Here is a 25,770-nt window from a genome sequence, read left to right on the forward strand (position 1 = left end):
TAAAAATTGTGTATTTATTAGTTCCTGGAATTTCCAGCATGGACCAATAAAAACTCAACATAATTTGAGTGATCCACTCTATGGACTTGAAAAAAAAAGTTTCAGCCCAATATTGAAAACAGCTGTTAAATCAAATTTATATTTTTAAATGAAACTTGAGCAATCAATATTCAAAACAATTTTAAGCAAATTGTGCTATCATACACGGTTTTTCACTGCCACAGATTCAACGAAGAGTAAGCAAAGATGAGCGATATGACTTCCCCTACTTCGCAAGTAGCGGCTCTGATTAGCCGAGGCAAAGAGCAAGGTTACTTAACTTACGCTGAGGTTAACGATCATCTCCCAGACTCGATCACGGAAAGCGAACAGATTGAAGACATCATTCAGATGCTTCAGGATGTCGGTATTCCTGTTCATGAACGTGCACCTGAATCTGATGACACCATGTTCGATGGCACCAGTGCAGAAGCGACCGATGAAGTTGCCGAAGAAGAAGCGGCAGCCGTACTTGCTTCTGTTGAAAACGAACCTGGTCGCACCACAGATCCCGTACGTATGTACATGCGTGAAATGGGAACGGTTGAACTCTTAACACGTGAAGGCGAAATTAGCATTGCCAAACGCATTGAAGAAGGTATCCGTGACGTTCTGCACTCGATTGCCTACTGGCCAAATGCCGTTGAAGTTGTATTAAAAGAATATAATGATGTTACCGAAGGTGAACGTCGTCTTGCTGATATTTTATCGGGCTATTTAGACCCGGAATCTGATGAAGAAATTCCAGAAGTTTTAGAAGATGAAGCGGATATCGATGAGGATGAAGAATCAACATCTAAATCGACCAAAGATGTAAAACTGGACGATGACGAAGAAGAAGAATCTGAAACTGAAACTGAAACTGAGGATGATTCTGAAGGTGAGTCCGGTCCTGATCCAGAAATTGCACGTGTGCGTTTTGCTGAACTGGAAGAAGCCTGGAAAGTAACCAAAGCTGTCATTGAAAAACACGGTCGTAACAGCAAACAGGCAGATGAAGCGCTCCAAGCACTGGCAACCGTGTTTATGATGTTCAAATTCACTCCGCGTCTATTTGACATCATTTCTGAAATGATTCGTGGCACCCATGAACAGATCCGCACGTCTGAACGTGAAGTAATGCGTTATGCAGTCCGCCGTGGCCGTATGGACCGTACTCAATTCCGTACGTCTTTCCCGGGGCAGGAATCAAATCCAGCCTGGTTAAATGAGCAAATTGCCAAAGCGCCAGCTGAACAAAAAACTTATTTAGAAAAAGTACGTCCCGATGTACTGGCATTCCAGCAAAAGATTGCCGACATCGAAAAAGAATTGGGTTTGAATGTTAAGGAAATCAAAGATATTTCTAAACGTATGGCAGTAGGTGAAGCAAAAGCCCGTCGTGCGAAAAAGGAAATGGTCGAAGCCAACTTGCGTCTGGTAATTTCAATTGCGAAAAAATATACCAACCGTGGTTTGCAATTCCTTGACCTGATTCAAGAAGGAAACATCGGCTTGATGAAAGCGGTAGACAAGTTTGAATACCGTCGCGGTTATAAATTCTCGACTTATGCCACCTGGTGGATTCGTCAGGCAATTACCCGTTCGATTGCCGATCAGGCACGTACCATTCGTATCCCGGTACACATGATTGAAACCATCAACAAGATCAACCGGGTATCTCGTCAATTACTTCAAGAAATGGGCCGTGAACCAACCCCGGAAGAATTGGGCGAACGTCTGGAAATGGATGAAGTTAAAGTCCGTAAAGTACTTAAAATTGCCAAAGAGCCGATTTCCATGGAAACGCCAATTGGTGATGATGAAGATTCGCATTTGGGTGACTTTATTGAAGATGGCAACATCACTTCTCCAATTGATGCGGCAACTTCAGAAGGCCTGAAAGAAGCAACCCGTGAAGTACTGGAAAACCTGACTGAACGTGAAGCGAAAGTCTTGAAAATGCGTTTTGGTATCGACATGCCGACTGACCACACTCTGGAAGAAGTCGGTAAACAGTTTGACGTTACCCGTGAACGTATCCGTCAGATTGAAGCCAAAGCACTACGCAAATTACGTCATCCTTCCCGTTCTGAACACTTACGTTCATTCCTGGAAAATGACTAAGACATAGTGATACGGATGGGGATTGAAAAGTTATCCAACACCCCCATCTAGTATTCAGCAACACATAACGCCTGCCTCTATGCAGGCGTTTGATATATAAGTGGGACTACTATGACCATGTTAGACCGTACACCATCTCGCGAACTTCAGGAACATCTATGGGTTTTCCCTATGGATTATCCAATCAAACTGATTGGTGAAGCCTGTGAAGAATTACATATTGCTGTTGTAGATATTTTGGTAAAACATTTTCCGGAATTTGATGGTAACAGCATCAAGGTACAACCTTCACGTACTGGAAAATATCACTCTTTAACTGCCCAAATCGTTTTTGTCGAACTGGAACAGGTACATGCTTTATATGCTGACTTGGCAGCCTGCCCATTGATTAAAACTGCACTTTAAGAGTAAAAAACACGCGTCATGCGTGTTTTTTTATTTATAAGCCAATAAAAATATTATCAATACTACGAAAAGCTTTAAATCGTGCAGTGATCATCCCCCATCTTGGCATGATTTCATTATAATCCTTGCATCCTGTTGAAAATTTTTAAGGACGCACTTCACATGACTGATGCTGTTCTAAAACCCAAACTGATTATTCGTCAATTTAACCAGCTCACACCTTATCTCGACCGTTTTCAGGAGATGAAAAACCTGACTGAAAACCGTGATGAAAACACGCCGGATGAGCTGTGGATTCTGCAACACCATGAGGTTTTAACTCAAGGTCAAGCTGGCAAACCGGAACATATTCTGATACCCAGCAATATTCCAGTGGTACAAACGGATCGCGGTGGACAAGTGACCTGGCATGGCCCAGGCCAACTGGTAGCCTACTTTATGTTTGACCTAAACCGCTTGGGCTGGAATGTACGCACGCTGGTATCTTATGCTGAAAATTTAATGATTGAACTGCTGAATAAATATGGCATTGAAGCCTATGCCAAACCAGATGCACCGGGCGTTTATGTCAATGAGCGCAAGATTGGTTCGCTGGGTTTTAAAATCCGCAAAGGACGCAGCTATCATGGACTGGCCCTAAATATTGATTGTGACCTGTCTGGTTTCCACACCATTAACCCCTGTGGTTATGCTGGCCTAGAGATGGTACGCATTGAGGATTTAGTTGAAGATTATCCAAAATTCGAGAAGTTATGCTTCGATATCATTGAAACTTTAAACAACAGCGGTTACTTTAGTGAAGTTCAAATCATGCAACAATAATTTTGCTTTTGACATAAAAATAAATTAGAGTATTTACTCTAAACAAATAAAATATTCTTTAGATAAGGGATACGCGAGTGATTTCAACCAAATCCGTTAAGCCCGCTTTACAACTGACCTATGTCAAACTCATGATGGATGTGATTGGCAGAGGTCTGGTAATGGCGAGTCAAGTCGATGCCGAAGTCAAACAGGAAGTTGCAAAATTCCCGGTGGGTTTCGTTCTATCAATGAAAGTATTTCCCCATGGACCGGCTTTTATTGCAAAAGTCACGCAAGACCATCAATTACAATTACTGCAATCTGTAGACAGCAAACCGGACCTCACCATTACTTTTAAGCACTTAAGCCATGCCTTTTTAGTATTTTCCTTTCAGGAAAGTACCGCACAGGCCTTTGCCCATGACCGTATGATAGCCGATGGAGATATTGCATTTGCCATTCGTCTGGTCCGCTGCTTAAACAAAATGGAAGCGCTTATTTTACCTAAACTCCTTGCTGAGCTTGCTGTAAAACAATACCCAACCGAATTAAGCCTAAAAGAAAAACTGACTGGAGCTGCAAATATTTATCTGAAAGTAGCTCAATCCTATTTTAAACGGAGTGCATAACATGGCTAAGCCTTATTACGAATTTTTCTGTCCGGTCAAAGTCATTGCAGGTCATGCTGCCTTAGAACATATTCCGTTTGAACTTGCTACTTTAGGTGCCAAACGTCCTCTGATCATTACTGACAAAGGTGTACGCAGCAACAACCTGCTTGCACCAATTGAAGCAGCTTTTGAATCTACCGATGCAGTCATTGGTTATATTTTTGATGATATTCCACCTGATTCAAGCGTACAAACCGTCCGAAATGCAGCGAAAGCTTATCGTGATAATAGTTGTGATGCGATTATTGCTGTCGGTGGCGGTTCAGTAATTGATACTTCCAAGGCAACCAATATTCTGGTAACCGAAGGCGGCGATGACCTGCTTAAATATTCAGGTGCACATAACCTGCCAAAACCGTTAAAACCATTTTTTGTGATTCCTACCACATCGGGTACGGGTTCAGAAGTGACCATGGTGGCTGTGGTATCCGATCTTGAAAAAAATGTCAAAATGCCGTTTGCATCCTATTACCTGATGCCGCATGCGGCAATTCTGGATCCGCGCATGACCCAGACTTTGCCACCACATTTAACTGCCATGACAGCCATGGATGCACTAACCCATGCAGTGGAGGCCTACACCTGTATGGCAGCCAATCCGATCAGTGATGCGTATGCGACAGCTGCTATCAAAAAAGTGAGCAACAGCCTGTTCAATGTGTTAGATAATCCAGCTGATGAGTTTGGCCGTCTGGAATTAGCCCAAGCTTCCACCATGGCTGGTATTGCGTTCTCCAATTCCATGGTAGGCCTGGTGCATTCATTAGGACATGCCCTAGGTGCCGTTGCGCATCTTCCCCATGGTTTATGCATGAACTTATTTCTGCCTTATGTGCTTGAGTACAATAAAGAAGTGAATGGTGACAAGATTGCAGAATTATTGCTACCTTTAGCAGGTCCAGACATTTATGCGCAAACCCCTGCCCATCTACGTGCCGATAAAACCATTGCTACGATTCTGACCATACGTGATCGCTTGTATGCACTGACGAAATTGCCACGTACTTTACGTGAAACCGGCAAGATTTCAGAAGCACAATTGGATGAAGTCGCAGACAAAGCATTAAATGATGGTTCCATTATTTACAATCCTAAAGAAGCTACCTTGAATGATTTAAAAGCGATTTTAGAAAAAGCTTGGTAAATATTGAAAATTAAGCGAATATAGCTAAAAATTAGCCTGATGTTTTTTTAAGCATCAGGCTTTTACTTTTATATAGAAAATTAAAGCGAGTCTTTTATATCAAGTGGCAAATTTTCTGCATTAAAAACTCACAAAGATATTGGCAAAACGTACCAAACTAGAGTAGATTGGCGCACTTTTGTTTTATTCATTTAGGGGGGATCGTTCGTCTCAAACGATCCTTGTAAACATGACTGATCCTTGATCAACGATAAGAGGATAACGCCGTTGACAAATATCTCTGGGACTCAATCGACAGCTAAACTGCAAAAAACGCTTGGACTCTGGCACATCATTATTATTGGTTTAGCTTATATTCAGCCAATGACATTATTTGATACCTTCGGTCTGGTTTCTGAAGAAAGCCATTACCACGTGCCAACTTCCTACATTATTGCCCTGATTGCAATTCTGTTTACATCTATTAGTTATGGACACATGATCCGTCGTTATCCATCATCAGGGTCGGCATATACTTATGCACAAAAATCGATTCACCCTAATGTCGGTTTTATGGTGGGCTGGTCATCATGGCTGGATTATCTACTGTCACCCATGGTCAACATCATTTTGGCAGTCATTTATCTGGAAGCCTTGTTTCCTGAAGTGAATCATTGGGTTTGGGTTGTTGTACTGACCGCATTTATGACTGGCGTAAACTTGCGTGGTGCCAGATTTGTTGCCAACTTCAACGGCCTGATTGTATTGATTCAGCTGGTAGTCATCGCATACTTCACCTGGATGGTTTACTCTCTACTCGCAGGTGGGATCAATGCCGATGGTACATTAGCGAATGCCAAATACCAGTTATGGAGTCTGGAACCGTTCTGGAATGAAATGACAGCTTTGGGTCCACTCATTACCGGTGCAACATTGCTTTGTTTCTCTTTTACCGGTTTTGACTCACTCAGCTCACTGGCAGAAGAAACCAAAGAGACTGAAAAGACTCTACCTAAAGCAATTTTCCTTACGGCACTCATCGCAGGTATTATCTTCATTATCAGTACCTATTTCATGCAAATTTACTTCCCGAACGATCCAAAGACATATTTTGAAGATGTTGCTGCAACTCAGCCGGACATTCTTCAAGCCGTTGGGGGAGTAGCGTTCAAAACTGTGGTACTTTACTTTGCAATCGTTACGGTAATGGCATCCGGTATTTCTGCACATGCAGGTGTTTCACGCTTAATGTATGTGATGGGCCGTGATGGCGTGATCAATAAGAAAATTTTTGGTCATATTAGCCCAAAAAGCTACACACCTGTTTACAACATCCTGATTGTTGGTGGCGTGGCTTTAACTGCTGGTTTCATGGACTTGGACATCGTGATTTCAATGATCAGTTTTGGTGCCCTCACTGCCTTTACCTTTGTAAATCTGTCTGTTATTTCACGTTATGCCTTACGAGATGGTCGCACCAAAAGCATCAAAGACATTCTCAGCTTTGTGGTCATTCCTTTACTTGGCTTCCTGAGCATTTTTGCGATGTGGCTAGAGATTGAAGATACTGCATTAAAATTCGGTTTATGGTGGGCAATGTTCGGTATTTTGTATCTGGGTTATAAAACCAAAGGCTTCAAACACCCCGCTCCGCAGCACAACGAGTTTGATGATACGCATTAATATTTTGATTTCATGCATAAAAAAAGACGCTCAATGCGTCTTTTTTTATGCTCTGAAATTAAACCAGTTCTTTAAAACCTTGCTGACGCCATGCTTCGTACAGAATAACTGCTGTAGCATTAGACAAATTTAAACTACGTGAATTAGCAGCCATGGGTAAACGAATCCAGTGTTTTTCCGGAAACATCATACGCACATTTTCAGGCAAACCACGTGTTTCAGGTCCCATCAACAACGCCACTGGACGGTTTAAATTTGAGGTATGCGGAGTTTCAGAACCTTTGGTGGTTAAGGGATAGATGGCATCATTCTCAATTCCCTGTTCTTTTAAATGCGCCATACATTCTGCAAAGTTTTCCCACACTTTCATATGCGCCCACTCATGATAGTCCAGACCTGCACGTCTCAGCTTTTTATCATCCAGCTCAAAACCCAGCGGTTTTACCAGATGCAATTGCGCACCGGTATTGGCACATAAACGGATGATATTCCCGGTGTTGGCAGGAATTTCAGGCTCGTATAAAACAACGTGGATCACAGGATTTCTCTACTCTTTCAATGTAACAAGACTCGAATTAGCCTTGCCACTGTAATTGTTCGCGCAATTTTACCACTTCCCCAATAATGGTCAGGGTTGGCGCTTGAATTTGATGTTCTGACACTTTTGAAGCAATATCGGCCAAGGTTCCAACCACCACTTTCTGGTCAGGGGTAGTCCCTTTGGAAATAAGTGCAACCGGCATGTCTGGACGTTGGCCACGGGCAATCAGCTGGGCACAGATTTTTTCCAGACCTACCAAGCCCATATATAGTACTAAGGTCTGGTTTTCATACACCAGCTCACTCCAAGGTAACTCTGGTGAACCTTCTTTTAAATGTCCAGTCAGGAAGCGTACACTTTGTGCATAGTCACGATGGGTTAAAGGAATACCGGCATAGGCTGAACAACCTGAAGCCGCGGTAATCCCAGGCACTACCTGAAAAGCCACACCTGCAGCAAACAGTTCCTGAATCTCTTCCCCCCCACGACCAAAAATAAACGGATCACCACCTTTTAAACGGCAGACACGTTTACCTTTTGCAGCATATTCCACCAATAGTGCATTAATTCCTTCTTGCGGCACACTATGATTGGAGCGGGCTTTACCCACATAAACCTTTTCCGCATCACGGCGGCACAAGTCCATAATCGCAGGCGATACTAAACGGTCGTAAATAACCACATCTGCCTGCTGCATTAAACGCAGTGCTTTTAAGGTCAACAGTTCAGGATCACCAGGTCCTGCACCCACCAGATAGACTTCACCTTTTGGCGCTTTCCATTCCATTAAAGCTTGTTCAATTAAATGGTCCGCTTCAGCGATATTGTCATTAAACACCTGTTCTTTGAGGGGACTGGCATACAGGTCTTCCCAAAAAATACGGCGCTCTTCTGGATTTTCAATTTTGGCTTTGACTGCAGCACGCCATTTTCCAGAAAACTCTGCCAGCTTGCCCATGCCATGCGGAATACTGGCTTCCAGTTGGGTTCGGATTTGACGGGATAAAACTGGTGATTTGCCATTGGTGGCAATCGAAACCACCAAAGGAGAACGGTCGATAATGGCAGGCACCATAAAACGGCAATGCGGTAGATCATCCACACTATTCACCAGAATTTTTTCAGCTTCGCAAGCTTCAAAAACCTGTATGTTGGTCGCTTTGTCATTGGTAGCCGCAATCACCAACCGGTAAGGGCGTAATGGAATATCTGGACTAAAAGATGCTTGGACATATTGCCCTTGGCTGGCACGAACAATCTCTAGTAAATCAGTTTCGATTTCAGGCGCAATCACATCAATGACTGCCCCTGCTTTTGCCAAAAGTACGGCCTTACGATAGGCAATGCGCCCACCACCGACAATCAGACAAGGTTGCTGTTGCAACTTTAAAGAGATTGGAAAGATATCCACACACTACCTCAATATTTTAAATCTGACTGTCTTAAGCAATTTTCATGCACAAAACTGTGCTAAGTATTAACTTACCGATCCATCCAAAGATTAATCAATAAATTCTGCACCACCCATATATGGACGAAGCGCTTCAGGAATTTCAATTGAACCGTCTGCACGCTGGTAGTTTTCCATCACTGCAAGCAAGGTACGGCCAACCGCCAAACCAGAACCGTTCAGAGTATGCACGAATTCGGTTTTCTTCTGGTCTACACGGTAGCGTGCTTTCATACGGCGGGCCTGGAAATCGCCCATATTTGAACATGAAGAAATTTCACGGTAGGTATTTTGGCTCGGTACCCAAACTTCAAGGTCATAGGTCTTGGTTGAACCAAAGCCCATATCGCCACCGCACAGGATAATTTTACGGTATGGTAGACCAAGTGCCTGCAAAATACCTTCAGCATGCCCGGTCAGTTCTTCCAAAGCCTGCATCGAATCTTCAGGTTTTACAATTTGCACCATCTCAACTTTGTCGAACTGGTGTTGACGGATTAAACCACGGGTATCGCGACCATATGAGCCTGCTTCGCTGCGGAAACATGGCGTATGTGCGGCATATTTCAATGGCAAACGTTCAGGATCAATAATTTCGTCACGTACAAAGTTAGTGACCGGTACTTCCGCAGTCGGGATCAGGTAATATTCTTTTTCACCCTGCAATTTGAATAAATCTTCTTCAAATTTAGGCAATTGACCTGTACCGCGCAATGAATCTGCATTAACCAGATAAGGCACATAGGCTTCAGTATAACCATTTTTCAGGGTATGGGTATCTAGCATGAACTGGGTCAGCGCACGTTGTAAACGCGCCAATGGGCCTTTCAGAACACTAAAACGTGTACCGGTCAATTTGGTTGCAGTTTCAAACTCCAAACCGCCCATCCATTCACCCAGGTCAGTATGATCTTTGATTTCAAAATCAAATTGACGCGGTGTGCCCCATTTTAAAATTTCAACGTTGTCGTCTTCATCTTTACCCTCAGGTACAGATTCATGCGGCATGTTGGGAATGCTTAAAGACTTGGTTTCAATTTCAGTTTGCAATTCAGCAAGTGCAACTTCAGCAGCTTTAATTTCATCACCAATGGCAGCCATACGTGCCATTATTTCAGATGCATCGCCACCAGATTTTTTAATTTGGCCAACTTGTTTAGCACCCGAATTACGCTCTGCTTGTAAAGCTTCAGTTTTCGATTGAAGCTCTTTACGGCGAGCTTCCAGTGAAGCCCACTCTTCGACATTCAGCTGTACACCACGTTTTGCCAAGGCTAAATTTACAGCCTCAATATTATTTCGGATTAATTTCGGGTCGATCATAGCCAATCTTTTGCAAAGAAAAAAACTGGCTATAGTGTAAGCGCTAAACACTAAAAAAGACAGTGATCGAGCGGACAGCTGTGGCTTATTAAAGCAAATTTACCCGAATTAAGCTTAAATTAGGACGATGGATACTTGGGTAAAGCTGGCAGATATTCAGCTTTAATCAGTTTAGTGAGTGCAGAATAAGGCAAGGTCAGTTCAGTCATGCCTTCTGCATAGGAAGCCAGCTCATACAAGGGATAAACAAAGACAATACCATTGGCACCATAGTAAAAATTATCACTTAATTTCAGTTTTTCTCTATCTATACTGTGCTGTTCCAGCCAGATGCTGTTTGAATCATATAAAGTATTCAATAATTGCTGTTCTGCACCTTTGACCATAATATCTTGCAGTGCCAGACGCTTTTTGTTTTTCAAGTCAAAATTGACAAATTCCTGATGATACATGCCATGCGCAGCACCGGATGAATAGGTATAAGTTTGAATGGCAAAGGTTGCCCGGTCATACTGCTGACTGACAAAACGGATATAGGTCGAGCTTTGACTTAAATTGGGACTCGCTCCTTCGGCAGTATTGATCTTTTCATTGGGCGTGGTAGAAAATGCAATCGGATCGGCTTTTTTCACCCGATCGATAAAATAGTCATCCACCCATTTCAAGTTGCTCTTTACCGTCTGAATCTCATACTGGGTACAACCTTCCGCATCACAGGCTTCCGGTTTGCTTAATTTCACAGGAACAACCTTGGCTTGAATTAATGGAATTGTAGAAGAAGCTTCCTGTTTTTCTACCTTAACCTGTTCCTTTTGCGGTGCAGGTCGCTCCTGACAACCTGCCATAACGAGTGCTGCCAAAGAAACCGGAACAGCCCAGAGCCATTGTTGATTCGTGCGTATTTTCATCTTATCTTAACAACCTAGTGCCTTTGATCATGCGGCTTCACTATACAAAGCCAGATCCCTGAATAACATTTAAAATATGTATCTTTAACCCTGTTTAGCTGAATAATGAGGCATTTGTATAAAAAATTGCCTGATTTTAAGATAGCTCAACCCAGTTATCGTGAAAACTCAAGGGCACATGCACACCCAGGATAATTCCTGCCTGAGACTGAAGTGTTAAATCTTACACCTTGAGAATCAACACTTTGGAAGATTCTGTATGGATATGATAGAGATAAGATAACAGATAGCCCTAGCCCTCTGCGCATCCGCTGATTTTGAAATATTGTGCATTATGATGTTTAGGTTCGAGCTTGAACATATTCTTGTAGGGTGGTGCTGGGTGAATAAAAATTTCCCTCATTTTTAACAGCATATCCAATAAAAAAGCAGCCACACAGGACTGCTTTGCAGTTTATGACGAACTCATAATTAAATATTATAAATCAATATATTATTGATCAATAATATCGGTACCTTTTGGCGGTGTAAAATTGAAGGTTGAAGAAGCAATCGATGGATTCAATTTCACATTATTAAAGCGCACATAGGTGGTTTGCCCCAATGAATCCTGCAAAATCATCAAACTTGGGGCCTTGTTCGCGCCAAAACTAATGGTCAGGCTTTGGAATGCACTGTCTTTCACTTTAGGGTACAAAGTGTAATAGGTCTTGCCTTTATCGGGCTGAGTCACTCGATAAGACTTCATAATCTGACTGGTATTCCCCGACAATAATAACGCAGGCGTATTTGCCACCTGTTCATCTAAACTTTGACGGACGGCTTGTTGTAAATCAGGGTCATAAATCCATACGGTTTTACCCGAAGTCACAATGGTCTGTTTGGATGGACTGGTGGTTTCCCAGAAGAATTTACCCGGACGCGCAACTTTCATCACCCCTTTAAAGGTTTGATTCATGTGTTGTCCAGTCAAGCCTTTTTTCTGCGGGGCTTTACCAGCAGAAGTCGCTTTTGTGGTTTGTTCAAAGTTAGCAGACAATGTGCGAATATTACTTAACTGCTTGACCAGATTGTTGGTTGCTTGCTGCTCCGATGCTGCTACAGGGGCAGCAAAAACAGTTGTACTCATTACCGGTGCAAGCGTTGCAGCACCCAAGGTCATCGCACACAGAGTTTTACGAAGCATTTTCATATCATCACCTTTTTTTATTTGCAGTATCGCAATTTGTTCAATGCGTCCATCTTAAACCAATTTTTATTTCTAATAATTGAGAAAATAAGAAGTTTTGTATTGTTATTAATAGCCAATGTAGCCATTTCTACATCATGATGGAGACCCCTAGATGTTTTTGGCGAATTTCAGCCATAAAAAAACCCACATCAAATGTGGGTTTTTCGTACCATTAAAACTTATGCAGTTTCAACAGATACATAGCGACGGCCAAATTGACCTTTCACTTCAAATTTGATCACGCCATCAGCCGTAGCAAATAAAGTATGGTCACGGCCCATACCTACGTTTGCACCAGCGTGGAATTCTGTACCACGTTGACGAACGATAATATTACCCGCAGTCACAGATTGACCACCGTACATTTTAACACCTAGCATTTTAGGGTTCGAGTCACGACCGTTACGTGTCGATCCACCAGCCTTTTTAGTAGCCATGTTTCATAATCCTCGTAATTAGCCTGAAATAGCAGTAATTTTCAACTCGGTAAACCATTGACGGTGACCTTGTTGTTTACGGTAATGTTTACGACGACGCATTTTAACAATACGGATTTTGTCGTGACGACCGTGGCTAACTACTTCAGCAGTTACTGTAGCACCAGCAACAACTGGAGCACCAATTTGAATGCTTTCGCCGTTTACAAGCATTAATACGTCATCAAACGTAATAGTTGTACCAGTTTCAGCTTTCAACAATTCTACTTTAAGGGTTTCACCCTCAACCACACGGTGTTGTTTACCACCGCTTTGGATTACTGCGTACATAATGTACTCCAAACATGCCCGTGTCGTCGTGCCGATAAAGGAATATATCGATCTTAATACGAACGCCACTGGGGGGATATATAAGGGCAAACATATTAAGTGATAATAAATCAAACAACAAGCCATTTCAGCGTTTTTTTGCACTTTGTCCGCAGTTTATTTTATAAACGATCAAAGCGTATTAAAAAATGACCCTTTAGCTATGTATGTAGAGCTGACGTTTTGTCAATGTAATAGATTTTTAAACTCAATTCGCTAGTATAAAAACCCGAGTGCCAGTTCCATCACACATCTGGCTGGATAATAATAATACGGTTAAATTTAAAACCATTTGCCTAGTCAGGTTTTAAACAACTATATTAAGATCTTCGCCTTATATCAGCTATAGTTGTTAAACTATAAATAAGCAATTCAATTTTTAGAGGTTTCTCTTCATATGGCCATCGATTTTAAGCAAGACATTCTCGCTCCTGTTGCTTCAGACTTTGCTGCGATGGACACATTTATCAATGAAGGAATCACTTCAAAAGTTGCCTTGGTGATGGCAGTAAGTAAACACGTGGTTGAAGCAGGCGGCAAACGTATGCGCCCAATCATGTGCCTATTGGCAGCCAAAGCCTGCGGCGCAGAAGATATCGAACGCCAGCGTAAACTGGCAGCGATTATTGAAATGCTGCATACCGCAACGCTGGTCCATGATGATGTAGTGGATGAATCAGGCTTGCGTCGTGGTCGTCCAACCGCGAATGCCACCTGGAATAACCAGACTGCGGTTTTAGTCGGTGACTTCCTGATTTCGCGTGCTTTTGACTTATTGGTCGATTTAAACGATATGACCTTACTCAAAGATTTCTCGACAGGAACATGTGAAATTGCTGAAGGTGAAGTTCTACAACTTCAAGCACAACATCAGCCTGAAACCACAGAACAGACTTACCTCGATATTATTCACGGTAAAACTTCACGTTTGTTTGAGCTGGCTACTGAAGGTGCTGCCATTTTATCGGGTACACCGCAATACCGTGAGCCATTACGAATTTTTGCCGGTCACTTTGGCAATGCATTCCAGATTATTGACGATATTTTAGACTATACTTCCGATGCCGAAACATTAGGTAAAAATATTGGTGATGATTTAATGGAAGGTAAACCGACTTTGCCATTAATCTCTGCCTTGCAAAAAACCACCGATGAAGAACATGAAATTGTTCGTCGTAGTATTGCCACCGGCGGTCTTAACCAGCTGGAACGGGTAATCGAGATTGTGCAAAGCTGTGGTGCTCTGGATTATTGCCGCCAACGTGCCACTGAAGAAACTCAATTTGCACTGAACGCATTAGATGCTCTTCCTGAGAGTGAATATCGCCAGGCACTGATTAATTTGGCCCAGCTTGCCCTCAACCGGATTCAATAACGGGATTTGAAAAATATAGTTTTAACCCTCGCCTATGCATATAAATTTTAATGATCTATTTTTAAAAATGCAGGAGCAGCTTGAATCCAGTCAGGCTGTTCTTGATGATTCACTGCTGATTGAGCTGGTGAACCGGATTCGCCCAGATGACTCGACCAATCTTGACGAAATTAACCATAAATTCCAGGCTTTCATCCAGGCACTGCTGCTTACACCCCACGCTGTTACTACCTTTCAAAATTTTATCTTAAAACTTATTAACCAATACAAACAAACCAGTTTATATGCCGATACTGGCATTTTGTCTTTGGATGGTTTCTGGAATCAGCTCGCTCAGCGGCTGGGTGCGCATTTTCTTCCCCTGATTAATGATCAAAGCCAGCTGCAAGATTTGGTACGGCGTGTTTTTTATCAGCGTAGTGACAAATACTGGCTGGATAGCATTGTCGATGCAGACTGGCAAAAACTCTTTTCTTTGATCAATCAGGGGCACAGTAATCAGCAAGACAAGCTTAAAATTAAAAGCGAGCTGATCAAGGCCATTACCGTTTTATCTTACCGGATTAGTGGCATTGGGCTGTATCCGGAATTTATTAACGCCCATCCGGAACTTACCGAATATGAATCGCCTTTCCTGGTACAAAACCGGGAAATCAATGAATTTATCCAGCATTACAAGGCACTGCATCAAAACACCGATCCGATGGCCTTAATTGTTCCTCCGGACGCATCTCAAGCTTTGGTCATGATTGAGCAATGTCGGGATGTGGTATTAAAAATTCGTCGTGCCACCAAAAGAATTGGCGTGAGTTTAAGCCTGACCTATCTGCTGTCATTACTGGAACAATGTCTGGACCGTATTGAACTGTTACTTAATCTGATTATGGATGAAGACCAGCTTCGCTATGAATCTTTAGGCTTATTGCTGGTCGATATCACCCATGCCATTTATAGCGAGCGCAGTGTGCGGTCACTTTTAGCCGCCAATAGCGAACTGATTGCATTACAGGTCACCGAGAATGCCAGTAAAACCGGTGAACACTATGTAAGTACCGACAAGCAAGGTTTTTGGTCTATGTATAAATCGGCTGCGGGTGCCGGTGTCATTATTGCCACCATGGCCAGCTTGAAAATATTGGCTGCGCGAATGGCTATGGCACCCATCATGCAGGCCTTGGTCTTTAGCATGAATTATTCATTCGGGTTTATGCTGATTCATGTCTTGCATTTTACCGTTGCCACCAAACAGCCCGCCATGACTGCCGCGGCACTTGCAGCAACGGTACAACAGACCAAAGGCTCTAAAACCACACAGATTGCTGAACTTGCCGCACTGATCATTAACATCATCCGCACCCAGTTCATTGCCATTCTAGGTAATATTTCCATTGCCATTCCGACCGCAGCAATCATTACCCTGCTCTGGCAGTACGGCATGGATGAACCGCTTTTAACTCATGTCAAAGCCACCAAAACTTTACATTCCCTCAATCCATTTACCTCACTGGCCATTCCTCATGCAGCGATTGCCGGGGTGTGTCTATTCTTTTCAGGACTGATTGCCGGCTATTTTGACAACATGGCGGTATACCGTAAGGTGGGTCCACGTTTACAGGCCCATGCAAAATTAAAAATGTTATTGGGGCAAGAACGGCTGAATAAATTTGCCGCCTATATAGAACGCAATTTAGGCGCATTGGCGGGCAACTTCCTGTTCGGGATCATGCTTGGCAGTATGGGCACCATCGGTTTTATTTTAGGGCTGCCTCTGGATATTCGCCACATTGCCTTTGCTTCAGCCAACTTTATTCAGGGTTTGATTTGTATTAATGGCAGTCCTGAAATTGGCTTGATTATTGTGTCATTTTTAGGTGTATTGTTAATTGGTTTGACCAACCTGTTTGTGAGTTTTACTTTAACAATTATTGTCGCGCTACGTGCTCGCCGCGTTCGCTTTGAACAATGGAAGCCGTTGGCCAAGCTGGTACTCACCCACTTCCTGACCCGACCAAGTGACTTTTTTTGGCCGCCAAAAACTCCATTAGAAGTAGATGAATTTTCAACACCGCAAAAATCGGCACTCAAGTAATTTGCTATTTTTGTTTTACTTCATGTTAAAAAATCGGTAAAAAGAAAAGCATAATTTACACATACTTGAAATAAAGTGTACTGATGAGTACACTTTAACCATTCATTAGTCATGCTTCAATCGACTAAGATAACAAAGGTTGCTTACATGCCTTATCTGTTGCTTGGTGTAGGATTTTTCTTATTTATTTTCAGCATATTAATGTTGGTTACGCCATTCTTGAATCACTTCGACTGGGTAGTGATTGAATGGTTGAGCCAGCATCGTAGCGTGCCACTAAATAGAATATTCATCACACTTTCGACTATAGGCGGTATGCCATTTGTGTTATTTTTAACCACAGTCTGGTGTTTACAGCAGGCATGGTATAAAAAATTTACAAATGTTGTTTTTATTGGCATGGGGCTGATCGGAAGTACTGCCACGGTTTGGCTACTTAAATATGTAATTTCAAGACCTCGCCCACCTGAAATGTATCATCTGGTTGCAAGCTATGGTGCTGCATTTCCCAGTGCGCATAGCCTTTATGCCGCGACTTTGGGTTGTCTTGCAATTTATCTCAGTCAAAAACATCCCCGGCACATATTGATTTGTATATGTGCTTTTATCTGGCTGTTTGTTATGGGAATTTCCAGGGTTTATCTGGGCGTGCATTTCCCCTCTGATGTCTTGGCGGGTTGGAGCATAAGTTTTATTTGGATCACACTACTTTATCTGCTGTATGCCAAATTAAGTAGAGAAAAAAGAAATTAGTTTTAGAGAAGAATCTAATCGAGGTGGAACAATGATGTCTGCAAAGCTATGGGCACCCGCCCTTACCGCTTGCGCATTAGCAACAAGTATTGCACTTGTTGGTTGTAGCAAAGATCCCAAGGATGCGCAGCAAGCTGCAGCAGCCCAAAAAATGCCACCGGCTGAAGTCGGTGTCATTGTTGCTCAACCCCAAAGCGTAGAGCAATCGGTAGAACTTTCTGGCCGTATGACGGCATTTGAAATTTCTGAAGTCCGTCCACAAACCAGTGGTGTCATTCTTAAACGTCTGTTTACTGAAGGAAGTTATGTACGTCAAGGACAGGCACTGTATGAAATTGACTCGCGAACCAACCGTGAAACTGTCGCCAGTGCACGTGCTGCGCTCAACCGTCAGCAGGCTAACTTAAACCTATTACGCGTGAAAGAAGGACGTTACCGTCAACTTGTCGGCACCAATGCCATTTCAAAACAAGAATATGATGATATTGCGGCACAAGTAAAACTGGCTGAAGCGGATGTCGCGGCAACCCAGGCTGAACTTAAAAATGCAGAAATCAACCTCGGTTATTCTACCGTTCGTTCACCTATTTCAGGTCAAACCAACCGTTCAAGCGTCACTGTAGGTGCCCTAGTTACCGCAAGCCAGGAAGCACCTTTAGTGACCGTGCAACGCCTGGATCCAATTTATGTCGACATTAACCAGTCGAGTGCCGAGCTGCTGCGTTTACGTCAACAGTTGAGCCAAGGCAATTTGGGTAGCAGCAACAATACTAAAGTGAAGCTTAAGCTTGAAGATGGTAGCTATTACCCGATTGAAGGTCGTCTTGCATTTTCCGATGCCAGTGTGAATCCGGAAACCGGTACGGTAACGCTGCGTGCTGTGTTCCAGAACCCGAACCATTTACTGCTTCCAGGCATGTATGCAACGGCTCAAATCGTGCAAGGTGTTATTCCGAATGCCATGCTGATTCCTCAGGCAGCGATTACCCGTACCCCAACAGGTCAGGCGATTGCCATGATCGTGAATGCCAAAGGTGCGGTTGAAACACGTCCGGTTGAAACTGCCGGTGTGCAAGGCAAAGACTGGATTGTGACCAAAGGCTTGCAAATGGGTGAAAAAGTCATTGTTGATGGTATTGCCAAGGTGAAAGAAGGCGCAACCGTGGTTGCCAAACCTTACCAGCCTCAAGCTGCGGCACCTCAGGGTGCAGGTCAGCCTACGGCAGATGCAAATAAAGCAGGCCAACCTGCTGGCCAAGCACAACCTAAAACTGAACAAAAAGCTACTTCAAATGCATAAGGGGTAGACTGAATGGCTCACTTTTTTATTCATCGCCCGATTTTTGCCTGGGTGATTGCATTGGTGATTATGCTGGCGGGTATTTTAACCCTCAGCAAAATGCCCATTGCACAATATCCGACCATTGCACCGCCAACGGTAACCATTGCTGCGACCTATCCAGGTGCATCTGCTGAAACTGTAGAAAATACAGTGACCCAAATTATTGAACAGCAAATGAACGGTCTGGATGGCTTACGCTATATTTCGTCCAACAGTGCTGGTAACGGTCAGGCATCTATTGCATTGAACTTTGAACAAGGCATTGATCCTGATATTGCACAAGTTCAAGTACAAAACAAATTACAGTCCGCAACTGCCCTACTGCCTGAAGATGTACAGCGTCAGGGCCTCAAGGTGACCAAATCGGGTGCCAGCTTCCTGCAGGTCGTTGCATTCTACTCGCCAGATGGTTCACTCTCTGATGCCGACATCAAAGACTACGTCAACTCGAATATTTCTGAACCGCTAAGCCGTGTAGCGGGTGTAGGTGAAGTGCAGGTTTTTGGTGGTTCTTATGCCATGCGTATCTGGCTCGACCCAGCAAAACTCAGCAGTTACCAGCTGACCCCAAGTGATGTTGTTACTGCACTGCGCACCCAGAACGCACAGGTTGCGGTAGGTCAACTCGGTGGTGCACCTGCTGTTGAAGGCCAGGTACTAAATGCCACTGTAAATGCACAAAGCCTGTTGCAAACACCTGAACAGTTCCGTGCCATTTTCTTGAAAAATGCCGGTTCCGGTGCAAAAGTGACTGTGGGTGATGTGGCTAAAGTTGAATTAGGCTCTGACACCTATCAGTTCCGGTCTAAATTCAACGGCAAGCCTGCTGGCGGTGTAGCAATTAAACTAGCTACCGGTGCAAATGCACTCGACACGGCAACTGCTGTAGAAGAGCGCTTGCAACAACTCCGCAAAAACTATCCAAGTGGTTTGAAAGACCAATTGGCATTTGATACCACGCCGTTTATCAAACTTTCGATTGAAAGTGTGGTTCACACCTTAATTGAAGCGATTGTGCTGGTATTCCTGGTGATGTTCCTGTTCTTGCAGAACTGGCGTGCCACCCTGATTCCAACCATGGCCGTGCCTGTAGTGGTGTTGGGTACTTTTGCCATCATCAACCTGTTTGGCTTCTCGATTAACACCCTCACCATGTTTGCCATGGTTCTTGCAATTGGTTTGCTGGTGGATGATGCGATTGTTGTGGTCGAGAACGTAGAACGAGTGATGCAGGAAGAACATCTCGATCCGGTTACGGCGACTGAAAAGTCGATGCAACAGATTTCGGGTGCCCTAATCGGTATTACGACAGTATTAACCGCAGTATTCGTACCGATGGCATTCTTTAGTGGTACGACCGGTGTAATTTATCGCCAGTTCTCGATCACACTTGTGACCGCGATGATTTTATCCCTGGCCATTGCCCTGACCTTCACTCCTGCACTTTGTGCAACCTTGCTGAAACAGCATGATAAAGACAAGCCGGAAAGCAATGGTGTGTTCGCTCGCTTTTTCCGCTGGTTTAACCATGGCTTTGACCGCTTATCAGTCGGTTACCAGAAATGGGTAGGCAAACTGCTAATTCATAAAATCATTGCGGGTGCCATTTATGCTGTGGTCATCGCTGGTTTGCTGTTCATGTTTAAGAACCTGCCAAGTTCATTCCTGCCAAATGAAGACCAGGGTGTAGTAATGACGCTGGTTCAGCTTCCACCGAATGCCACACTTGATCGTACCGAAAAAGTGATTGATCAAATGAATGGTTTCTTTATGGAAGGTGAAAAGGCCAATGTCGATTCTATCTTCAGCGTTGCGGGCTTCTCATTCACGGGTATCGGTCAGAATGCCGGTTTAGCCTTCATTAAGTTAAAAGACTGGAGTGAGCGTACAACACCTGAATCTCAAATCGGTGCCATCATCCAGCGTGGTATGGCCCTGAACGTGATTGCCAAAGATGCCTCTTACGTAATGCCTTTGCAGCTTCCTGCAATGCCGGAACTGGGTGTTTCTGCCGGCTTTAACTTGCAGTTGAAAGATGCTGCAGGTAGTGGTCACGAAAAACTGATTACTGCCCGTAACATGATTCTGGGTATGGCTGCGCAAGACAAACGTCTTGTCGGTGTGCGTCCGAACGGCCAGGAAGATACGCCGCAATACAAAATTTATGTTGATAATGAAAAAGCCAGCGCTATGGGCGTCAGTATTTCTGAAATCAACAGTACCATGAGTATTGCTTGGGGTGGTTCATACATTAATGACTTTATTGACCGCGGTCGCGTGAAAAAAGTCTATGTTCAGGCCGTACCCGATGCGCGTATGATGCCAGAAGATTTAAACAAGTGGTACGTACGTAACAACCTGGGACAAATGGTACCGTTCTCTGCCTTTGCAACCGGTGAATGGAGCTATGGTTCGCCACGTCTTGAACGTTATAACGGTATTGCATCGGTGAATATTCAGGGTACTCCTGCACCGGGCGTCAGCTCTGGTGATGCAATGCTCGCCATGGAAGAAATCATTGCCAAACTGCCACAAATGGGCATGAGCGGTTTTGACTATGAATGGACAGGTTTATCTTTAGAAGAACGTGAAGCAGGTTCGCAAACTGCGGGTCTATACGGGCTTTCTATGTTAATCGTGTTCCTGTGTCTTGCTGCATTGTATGAAAGCTGGTCTATTCCATTCTCGGTACTGTTGGTGATTCCTTTAGGTATTGTCGGTGCAATTGGCTTAACCTTCCTCGGCATGATCGTACTGAAAGATCCAAACTTGTCGAATAACATTTACTTCCAGGTCGCAATTATCGCCGTCATTGGTTTGGCCGCGAAAAATGCGATCCTGATTGTAGAATTCGCCAAGGAGCTGCAAGAAGATAAAGGCGAGCCGCTACTTGAAGCGACGCTTCATGCAGCGAAAATGCGATTACGTCCAATTATTATGACCACCCTTGCCTTCGGTTTTGGTGTACTTCCGCTTGCCCTGGCTGCAGGTGCGGGTGCAGGTAGCCAACATTCAGTCGGATATGGTGTACTGGGTGGCGTAATCAGTTCGACTTTATTGGGTATCTTCTTTATTCCGGTGTTCTACGTCTGGATTCGAAGTATCTTTAAATACAAACCTAAAAACCAAAATAATCAGGAGCAAGCATCGTGATGCAAAAGGTATGGTCTATTTCAGGTCGTAGCATTGCGGTATCTGCACTTGCGCTTGCTTTGACAGCCTGTCAAAGCATGCGTGGCCCAGAGCCCGTAGCTCAAGCAAATATTCCGGAACAGGGTTATTTAACCGCAAGTTCTGGACCTTCAATTGCTGAACAAGGTTATAAAGACTTTTTTGCCGATCCACGCTTGCTTCAAGTGCTTGATCTGGCATTAGCCAATAACCGTGATTTGCGTACTTCAACGTTGAATATTCAGCGTGCACAGCAACAGTACCAGATTACCCAGAACAACCAGCTGCCAACCATTGGTGCCAGTGGTAGTGTACTTCGTCAGGACACAATGAACACCAAGGGTGCGATGACCAGCTACAATGTCGGCTTAGGTGTGACTGCCTATGAGCTAGATTTCTGGGGCCGCGTGCGCAGCTTGAAAGACAATGCTCTAGATACGTATTTAGCGACTTCAAGTGCGCGTGATGCCACTCAAATTGCATTGATAGGTCAGGTTGCACAAGCCTGGTTAAATTATTCGTTTGCCAATGCCAATTTAAAACTTGCCGAGCAAACGCTGAAAGCCCAGCTTGAGTCTTATAACCTCAATAAAAAACGTTTCGATGTCGGCATCGACAGTGAAGTTCCTGTGCGTCAGGCACAAATTTCTGTCGAAACGGCCCGTAACGATGTTGCCAATTACAAGACCCAAATTGCGCAAGCACAAAACCTGCTTAATTTGCTGGTTGGTCAGGCGGTTCCTGCCAATTTGCTGCCGACTCAACGTGTCACACGTATCAGTCAAAGCAATGCCATTGGTGCCGGTTTACCAAGTGACTTGTTAAATAATCGTCCTGACATTCGTGCTGCGGAATATAAACTGTCTGCGGCGGGTGCCAATATTGGGGCAGCCAAAGCACGCATGTTCCCGACCATCAGTTTGACTGGCAACGCAGGCTATGCCTCAACCAGCTTGAGCGACCTGTTTAAATCGGGTGGATTTGTCTGGTCAATTGGTCCAAGTATCGACCTGCCAATCTTCGATTGGGGCACACGTAAAGCTAACATCAAGATTTCAGAAACAGACCAGAAAATTGCCTTATCTGATTATGAAAAATCCATTCAGTCCGCTTTCCGCGAAGTGAATGATGCCTTGGCCGTGCGTCAAAATATTGGTGACCGTTTGGCAGCGCAGCGCCGTCTGGTAGATGCAACCAATACAACTTACCGATTGTCAAATGCCCGCTTCCGTGCAGGTATTGACAGCTACCTGACTGTACTGGATGCACAACGTGCCTCTTATGCTGCTGAACAAGGTTTATTGTTGCTTGAACAAGCCAACATGAATAACCAGGTTGAATTGTACAAAACACTCGGTGGTGGTCTGAAAGCCAACACCGGTGATGCCGTTCAACAGACTCCTTCTTCGGCTGAACGTAAAGCGGCAAACAGCGCTCAGTAATGTTCAAATATGATAAAAAAGCCTGCGCCATGCGGGCTTTTTTATTGCTTTTTTAAACATGATTTCCTATCTTCAATAAATCCCATTTTATTTGAATATCAAAACATGCTGCTGAGTAATTTAGAATCTGTTCCGGGTCATACCATTAGCCGACAAATTGATGTGGTCTATGGCAGCACTGTACGCAGTAAGCATGTCGGACGTGACCTGCTTGCTGGCTTAAAAAATATTGTCGGTGGTGAACTCACGGCCTATACCGAACTGCTGGAAGAGTCGCGTCAGGAAGCCATGAACCGCATGATTGAAAAGGCAAGATTGATGGGCGCCAATGCCGTGGTTGGCATCCGTTTTTCAACCTCCAATATTGCCCAAGGTGCTTCGGAACTTTTTGTGTATGGCACAGCAGTTGTGGTGGAGCCAAACATTCCCAAACTTCCCGATCCATTTCAAGCGCAGGTCTAAGTGATGGATGGCCTGATTCTTCAAATTGCTGTTTTTGCCATTTTATTTGCACTCGGTTTTGGTTTTGGCAGATACAATGAACGCAAGCACCTGGATTCACTGGCGGAAAATGAACAACGTTTGGCCTATATCACTTTGGATAACAGCCGTTTTAAAACATCTTCACATCCGGGGCAACTGGTGAGCAGCAATGTAGTCATTTCGCATGATTACTTTAAATATGTGATTGCCAATATCCAGAACTTTTTCGGTGGCCGTCTGACCAGTTATGAAAGTGTGGTGGAACGTGCCCGCCGTGAAGCGATTGTCCGCTTGAAACTGGAAGCTGAAAAAATGGGCGCAACTCACATTATGGGCTTACGTCTCAGTACCACAGAGCTGGGCATGCAAGGCGGGATGGTAGAAGTGTTTGCTTATGGGACGGCGGTTCGGGGTTAAGTAAATTAAATAAGGTTTGAATCCCCCTAAATCCCCCTTTTGCAAAGGGGGACTTTAAAGCTTTTTCTTTTAAAATAGAAGGAGCTTTAATTATTTCACCTTAGCCTTGCGGATCATTTTATACAGTGTACTTGGCGATAAGCGTGACATCCATACCCCCAGCTTTTCTTTGGTTCCACCCACCACAATGTATTCATCACCGTTCAGCAATGCACTGACCACGGTTTTGGCAAACACTTCTGGCTCTAAACCATTTTCAATCGCGTCATCCTGATGTCCTTGCGGTTTGCCGGCACCATTCAAGGCGTTGAAAGACACATTGGTTTTGACAAAACCCGGGAACACCACACTGACATGAACACCCTCTTGTGCCACCTCGGCGCGCAAGCTATTCGCCCACATGTGAATAGCCGCTTTTGCCGCCGAATAGCTGGCACGGTACTGGGTCCCCAATAAACCCGCCACGCTAGAAACGAAGATAATCCGGCCCGACTTTTGTTGCAGGAAAGTCGGTAAAACCGTTTTGGTCAGAAATACTTGCGAAAAATAATCCACTTCCATAATCGCGCGTTCAGTTTGCATGGTGGTGTCGGCAATCAGGGCACGCTGGCTTAAACCGGCATTATTGATTAACCAGTCGATACGCCCTTTCTGACTTAGCACTTGCTCATAAGCATGACGAACCTGATTTTCATCAGTAATATCGGCAGCGACACAAATATGCCGATCAGGATGAGGTAAGCTTAAACGGACGTTTTCCAGTTCATCGATACGGCGTGCAGTCAGTACCACCTGTGCACCCTGCAAAGCACACTCCTGAGCAAGAGCCTTGCCTAACCCTGAAGATGCACCGGTAATCCATACCACTTTGTTGTTTAAACTGTCCTGCTGCGCCATGTTATGCTTCCTGTTTTAAATTAGGTTTCAGAATTGTTTGATCTGCCAGTTTTAGGCTCTGGGTTCAAAAACATCAGAAAATGATCAAGATAACGATGAGTATCTTGAGCATCATAATAAGTTCCAATTTTTTCCAAACGTTTATAGCCCATTTGCGTGGTCAAATGAATCACACCATTCAGGGTTTTATCAACCACCAAATTGAATTTCAACATTTTTTTAGGCTCACGTAGCAAATAGGTCACGCCTTGATCGACCATTTCGGTAAAAGCTTTCAAGGCAGGCGAAACATATTGGCTATTTCCACTCTTGACTTGTTCCACACAACCTAACAGTTCCACCACCAGCACATGATCAACCCGATAGGAAATATAGTATTGATCATTTTTTTCATGTGCCATTTCAATCAAATAATTGACCATTGGAGTGAGGCGGTCATTACCAAAAAATGACACCGACCACGGCATATATTTACGTACCGTATCTAAAATCTGTTGCACCACTTTTTCAGATTCCCGGTCACTGGAGGTAGATAAACGGGCAATTTCACCAAACACCTGATCAACAATTTCACAGGAGATATCCGCCAGCACTTCACCCAGCGGTTTCGCCAGACTTTCGCTTTTGCCCTGATTGAGTTGCTGATGAATCTGCTGGAACCGTTGATGTGTTTCTGATTTTAATTTTAAAGAAATCATATAATTCATGGTG

General features: G+C 43.9%; 23 protein-coding genes. 14 read left to right on the forward strand and 9 right to left on the reverse strand.

Annotated features, from left to right (window positions below; genetic code table 11):
* Nucleotides 1-246: 246 nt before the first annotated feature.
* The 6 genes from rpoD to GTU69_RS10790 all read left to right on the forward strand — a co-directional run bounded on the left by rpoD (nt 247) and on the right by GTU69_RS10790 (nt 6,831).
* Entirely contained in the window at nt 247-2,145 is a 1,899-nt protein-coding gene (gene rpoD / locus GTU69_RS10765; protein WP_166170409.1) for an RNA polymerase sigma factor RpoD, read from the forward strand.
* A 117-nt stretch (nt 2,146-2,262) separates the two neighbouring features.
* Nucleotides 2,263-2,550, forward strand: a complete 288-nt coding sequence (locus GTU69_RS10770) for a DUF493 domain-containing protein (protein ID WP_086196931.1) — start codon at nt 2,263-2,265, stop codon at nt 2,548-2,550.
* Nucleotides 2,551-2,712: 162 nt separating this feature from the next.
* The gene (lipB, locus tag GTU69_RS10775; protein WP_166170411.1) at nt 2,713-3,372 is read left to right on the forward strand and encodes a lipoyl(octanoyl) transferase LipB; all 660 of its coding nucleotides are present in this window, start codon (nt 2,713-2,715) and stop codon (nt 3,370-3,372) included.
* A 77-nt stretch (nt 3,373-3,449) separates the two neighbouring features.
* The gene (locus tag GTU69_RS10780; protein WP_166170413.1) at nt 3,450-3,983 is read left to right on the forward strand and encodes a hypothetical protein; all 534 of its coding nucleotides are present in this window, start codon (nt 3,450-3,452) and stop codon (nt 3,981-3,983) included.
* A gap of 1 nt (nt 3,984) precedes the next feature.
* Nucleotides 3,985-5,169 carry an iron-containing alcohol dehydrogenase gene (locus GTU69_RS10785; protein ID WP_166170415.1) on the forward strand — a complete coding sequence of 395 codons (1,185 nt, stop codon included), beginning with the start codon at nt 3,985-3,987 and terminating at the stop codon, nt 5,167-5,169.
* A gap of 267 nt (nt 5,170-5,436) precedes the next feature.
* Entirely contained in the window at nt 5,437-6,831 is a 1,395-nt protein-coding gene (locus tag GTU69_RS10790) for an APC family permease (protein WP_166170417.1), read from the forward strand.
* Nucleotides 6,832-6,889: 58 nt separating this feature from the next.
* Here the strand turns inward: GTU69_RS10790 and GTU69_RS10795 are convergent, their stop codons facing one another.
* The 7 genes from GTU69_RS10795 to rplU form a co-directional block, all read right to left on the reverse strand.
* Nucleotides 6,890-7,369 carry a tRNA (cytidine(34)-2'-O)-methyltransferase gene (locus tag GTU69_RS10795; protein WP_166170419.1) on the reverse strand — a complete coding sequence of 160 codons (480 nt, stop codon included), beginning with the start codon at nt 7,367-7,369 and terminating at the stop codon, nt 6,890-6,892.
* A gap of 37 nt (nt 7,370-7,406) precedes the next feature.
* Nucleotides 7,407-8,783: a siroheme synthase CysG gene (gene cysG, locus GTU69_RS10800; protein ID WP_166170421.1), complete on the reverse strand. Its 1,377-nt coding sequence runs from the start codon at nt 8,781-8,783 to the stop codon at nt 7,407-7,409.
* Between the two features lie 90 nt (nt 8,784-8,873).
* Nucleotides 8,874-10,145 (reverse strand): serine--tRNA ligase, encoded by a 1,272-nt coding sequence (gene serS / locus GTU69_RS10805; protein WP_166170423.1) that lies wholly within the window; start codon nt 10,143-10,145, stop codon nt 8,874-8,876.
* Between the two features lie 119 nt (nt 10,146-10,264).
* On the reverse strand, nt 10,265-11,053 hold the full coding sequence (locus GTU69_RS10810) for an RsiV family protein (protein ID WP_166170425.1): 789 nt from the start codon (nt 11,051-11,053) through the stop codon (nt 10,265-10,267).
* Between the two features lie 493 nt (nt 11,054-11,546).
* Nucleotides 11,547-12,245, reverse strand: coding sequence for an outer membrane lipoprotein chaperone LolA (gene lolA / locus GTU69_RS10815; protein WP_131274099.1), 699 nt, complete (start codon nt 12,243-12,245; stop codon nt 11,547-11,549).
* A gap of 218 nt (nt 12,246-12,463) precedes the next feature.
* Nucleotides 12,464-12,721: a 50S ribosomal protein L27 gene (gene rpmA, locus GTU69_RS10820; protein WP_086196863.1), complete on the reverse strand. Its 258-nt coding sequence runs from the start codon at nt 12,719-12,721 to the stop codon at nt 12,464-12,466.
* A gap of 18 nt (nt 12,722-12,739) precedes the next feature.
* On the reverse strand, nt 12,740-13,051 hold the full coding sequence (gene rplU, locus GTU69_RS10825; RefSeq protein ID WP_086196864.1) for a 50S ribosomal protein L21: 312 nt from the start codon (nt 13,049-13,051) through the stop codon (nt 12,740-12,742).
* 436 nt (nt 13,052-13,487) lie between these two features.
* On the opposite strand from rplU, the gene sdsA reads away from it, so the two are divergent.
* The 8 genes from sdsA (at nt 13,488) to GTU69_RS10865 (ending at nt 24,162) form a co-directional block, all read left to right on the forward strand.
* Nucleotides 13,488-14,465, forward strand: a complete 978-nt coding sequence (gene sdsA / locus GTU69_RS10830) for an All-trans-nonaprenyl-diphosphate synthase (protein ID WP_166170427.1) — start codon at nt 13,488-13,490, stop codon at nt 14,463-14,465.
* Between the two features lie 34 nt (nt 14,466-14,499).
* Nucleotides 14,500-16,554 (forward strand): site-specific recombinase, encoded by a 2,055-nt coding sequence (locus tag GTU69_RS10835; RefSeq protein ID WP_166170429.1) that lies wholly within the window; start codon nt 14,500-14,502, stop codon nt 16,552-16,554.
* A gap of 147 nt (nt 16,555-16,701) precedes the next feature.
* Nucleotides 16,702-17,307, forward strand: a complete 606-nt coding sequence (locus GTU69_RS10840) for a phosphatase PAP2 family protein (protein ID WP_166170431.1) — start codon at nt 16,702-16,704, stop codon at nt 17,305-17,307.
* Nucleotides 17,308-17,338: 31 nt separating this feature from the next.
* Entirely contained in the window at nt 17,339-18,607 is a 1,269-nt protein-coding gene (locus GTU69_RS10845) for an efflux RND transporter periplasmic adaptor subunit (protein ID WP_166170433.1), read from the forward strand.
* A gap of 12 nt (nt 18,608-18,619) precedes the next feature.
* Complete coding sequence (locus GTU69_RS10850) at nt 18,620-21,802, forward strand: efflux RND transporter permease subunit (RefSeq protein ID WP_166170435.1); 3,183 nt, start codon at nt 18,620-18,622, stop codon at nt 21,800-21,802.
* Entirely contained in the window at nt 21,802-23,262 is a 1,461-nt protein-coding gene (adeK, locus tag GTU69_RS10855) for a multidrug efflux RND transporter AdeIJK outer membrane channel subunit AdeK (protein ID WP_166170487.1), read from the forward strand. The genes GTU69_RS10850 and adeK overlap by 1 nt, the downstream gene beginning before the upstream one ends.
* A 105-nt stretch (nt 23,263-23,367) precedes the next feature.
* Nucleotides 23,368-23,724, forward strand: coding sequence for a YbjQ family protein (locus GTU69_RS10860; protein ID WP_166170437.1), 357 nt, complete (start codon nt 23,368-23,370; stop codon nt 23,722-23,724).
* Nucleotides 23,725-23,727: 3 nt separating this feature from the next.
* Complete coding sequence (locus GTU69_RS10865; protein WP_166170439.1) at nt 23,728-24,162, forward strand: heavy metal-binding domain-containing protein; 435 nt, start codon at nt 23,728-23,730, stop codon at nt 24,160-24,162.
* Between the two features lie 90 nt (nt 24,163-24,252).
* On the opposite strand, the gene GTU69_RS10870 is transcribed toward GTU69_RS10865, so the two are convergent.
* On the reverse strand, nt 24,253-25,059 hold the full coding sequence (locus GTU69_RS10870; RefSeq protein WP_166170441.1) for an SDR family oxidoreductase: 807 nt from the start codon (nt 25,057-25,059) through the stop codon (nt 24,253-24,255).
* Between the two features lie 20 nt (nt 25,060-25,079).
* A complete protein-coding gene (locus GTU69_RS10875; RefSeq protein WP_166170443.1) occupies nt 25,080-25,766 on the reverse strand; it encodes a hypothetical protein in 687 nt (228 codons plus the stop codon).
* Between the last annotated feature and the right edge of the window lie 4 nt (nt 25,767-25,770).

This window comes from Acinetobacter sp. SA01 (assembly GCF_011319235.1).
Classification (GTDB): Bacteria; Pseudomonadota; Gammaproteobacteria; order Pseudomonadales; family Moraxellaceae; genus Acinetobacter.

Bases quoted from the DNA above. Each gene is read 5' to 3' on its own strand.
- GTU69_RS10850 (WP_166170435.1), top strand. From the start codon at position 18,620: ATGGCTCACTTTTTTATTCATCGCCCGATTTTTGCCTGGGTGATTGCA.
- lipB (WP_166170411.1), top strand. From the start codon at position 2,713: ATGACTGATGCTGTTCTAAAACCCAAACTGATTATTCGTCAATTTAAC.
- GTU69_RS10840 (WP_166170431.1), top strand. From the start codon at position 16,702: ATGCCTTATCTGTTGCTTGGTGTAGGATTTTTCTTATTTATTTTCAGC.
- GTU69_RS10875 (WP_166170443.1), bottom strand. From the start codon at position 25,766: ATGAATTATATGATTTCTTTAAAATTAAAATCAGAAACACATCAACGG.
- GTU69_RS10865 (WP_166170439.1), top strand. From the start codon at position 23,728: ATGGATGGCCTGATTCTTCAAATTGCTGTTTTTGCCATTTTATTTGCA.
- rpmA (WP_086196863.1), bottom strand. From the start codon at position 12,721: ATGGCTACTAAAAAGGCTGGTGGATCGACACGTAACGGTCGTGACTCG.
- serS (WP_166170423.1), bottom strand. From the start codon at position 10,145: ATGATCGACCCGAAATTAATCCGAAATAATATTGAGGCTGTAAATTTA.
- GTU69_RS10870 (WP_166170441.1), bottom strand. From the start codon at position 25,059: ATGGCGCAGCAGGACAGTTTAAACAACAAAGTGGTATGGATTACCGGT.
- GTU69_RS10770 (WP_086196931.1), top strand. From the start codon at position 2,263: ATGTTAGACCGTACACCATCTCGCGAACTTCAGGAACATCTATGGGTT.
- GTU69_RS10860 (WP_166170437.1), top strand. From the start codon at position 23,368: ATGCTGCTGAGTAATTTAGAATCTGTTCCGGGTCATACCATTAGCCGA.
- sdsA (WP_166170427.1), top strand. From the start codon at position 13,488: ATGGCCATCGATTTTAAGCAAGACATTCTCGCTCCTGTTGCTTCAGAC.
- GTU69_RS10845 (WP_166170433.1), top strand. From the start codon at position 17,339: ATGATGTCTGCAAAGCTATGGGCACCCGCCCTTACCGCTTGCGCATTA.
- rpoD (WP_166170409.1), top strand. From the start codon at position 247: ATGAGCGATATGACTTCCCCTACTTCGCAAGTAGCGGCTCTGATTAGC.
- adeK (WP_166170487.1), top strand. From the start codon at position 21,802: ATGCAAAAGGTATGGTCTATTTCAGGTCGTAGCATTGCGGTATCTGCA.
- GTU69_RS10835 (WP_166170429.1), top strand. From the start codon at position 14,500: ATGCATATAAATTTTAATGATCTATTTTTAAAAATGCAGGAGCAGCTT.
- GTU69_RS10810 (WP_166170425.1), bottom strand. From the start codon at position 11,053: ATGAAAATACGCACGAATCAACAATGGCTCTGGGCTGTTCCGGTTTCT.
- rplU (WP_086196864.1), bottom strand. From the start codon at position 13,051: ATGTACGCAGTAATCCAAAGCGGTGGTAAACAACACCGTGTGGTTGAG.
- lolA (WP_131274099.1), bottom strand. From the start codon at position 12,245: ATGAAAATGCTTCGTAAAACTCTGTGTGCGATGACCTTGGGTGCTGCA.
- GTU69_RS10785 (WP_166170415.1), top strand. From the start codon at position 3,985: ATGGCTAAGCCTTATTACGAATTTTTCTGTCCGGTCAAAGTCATTGCA.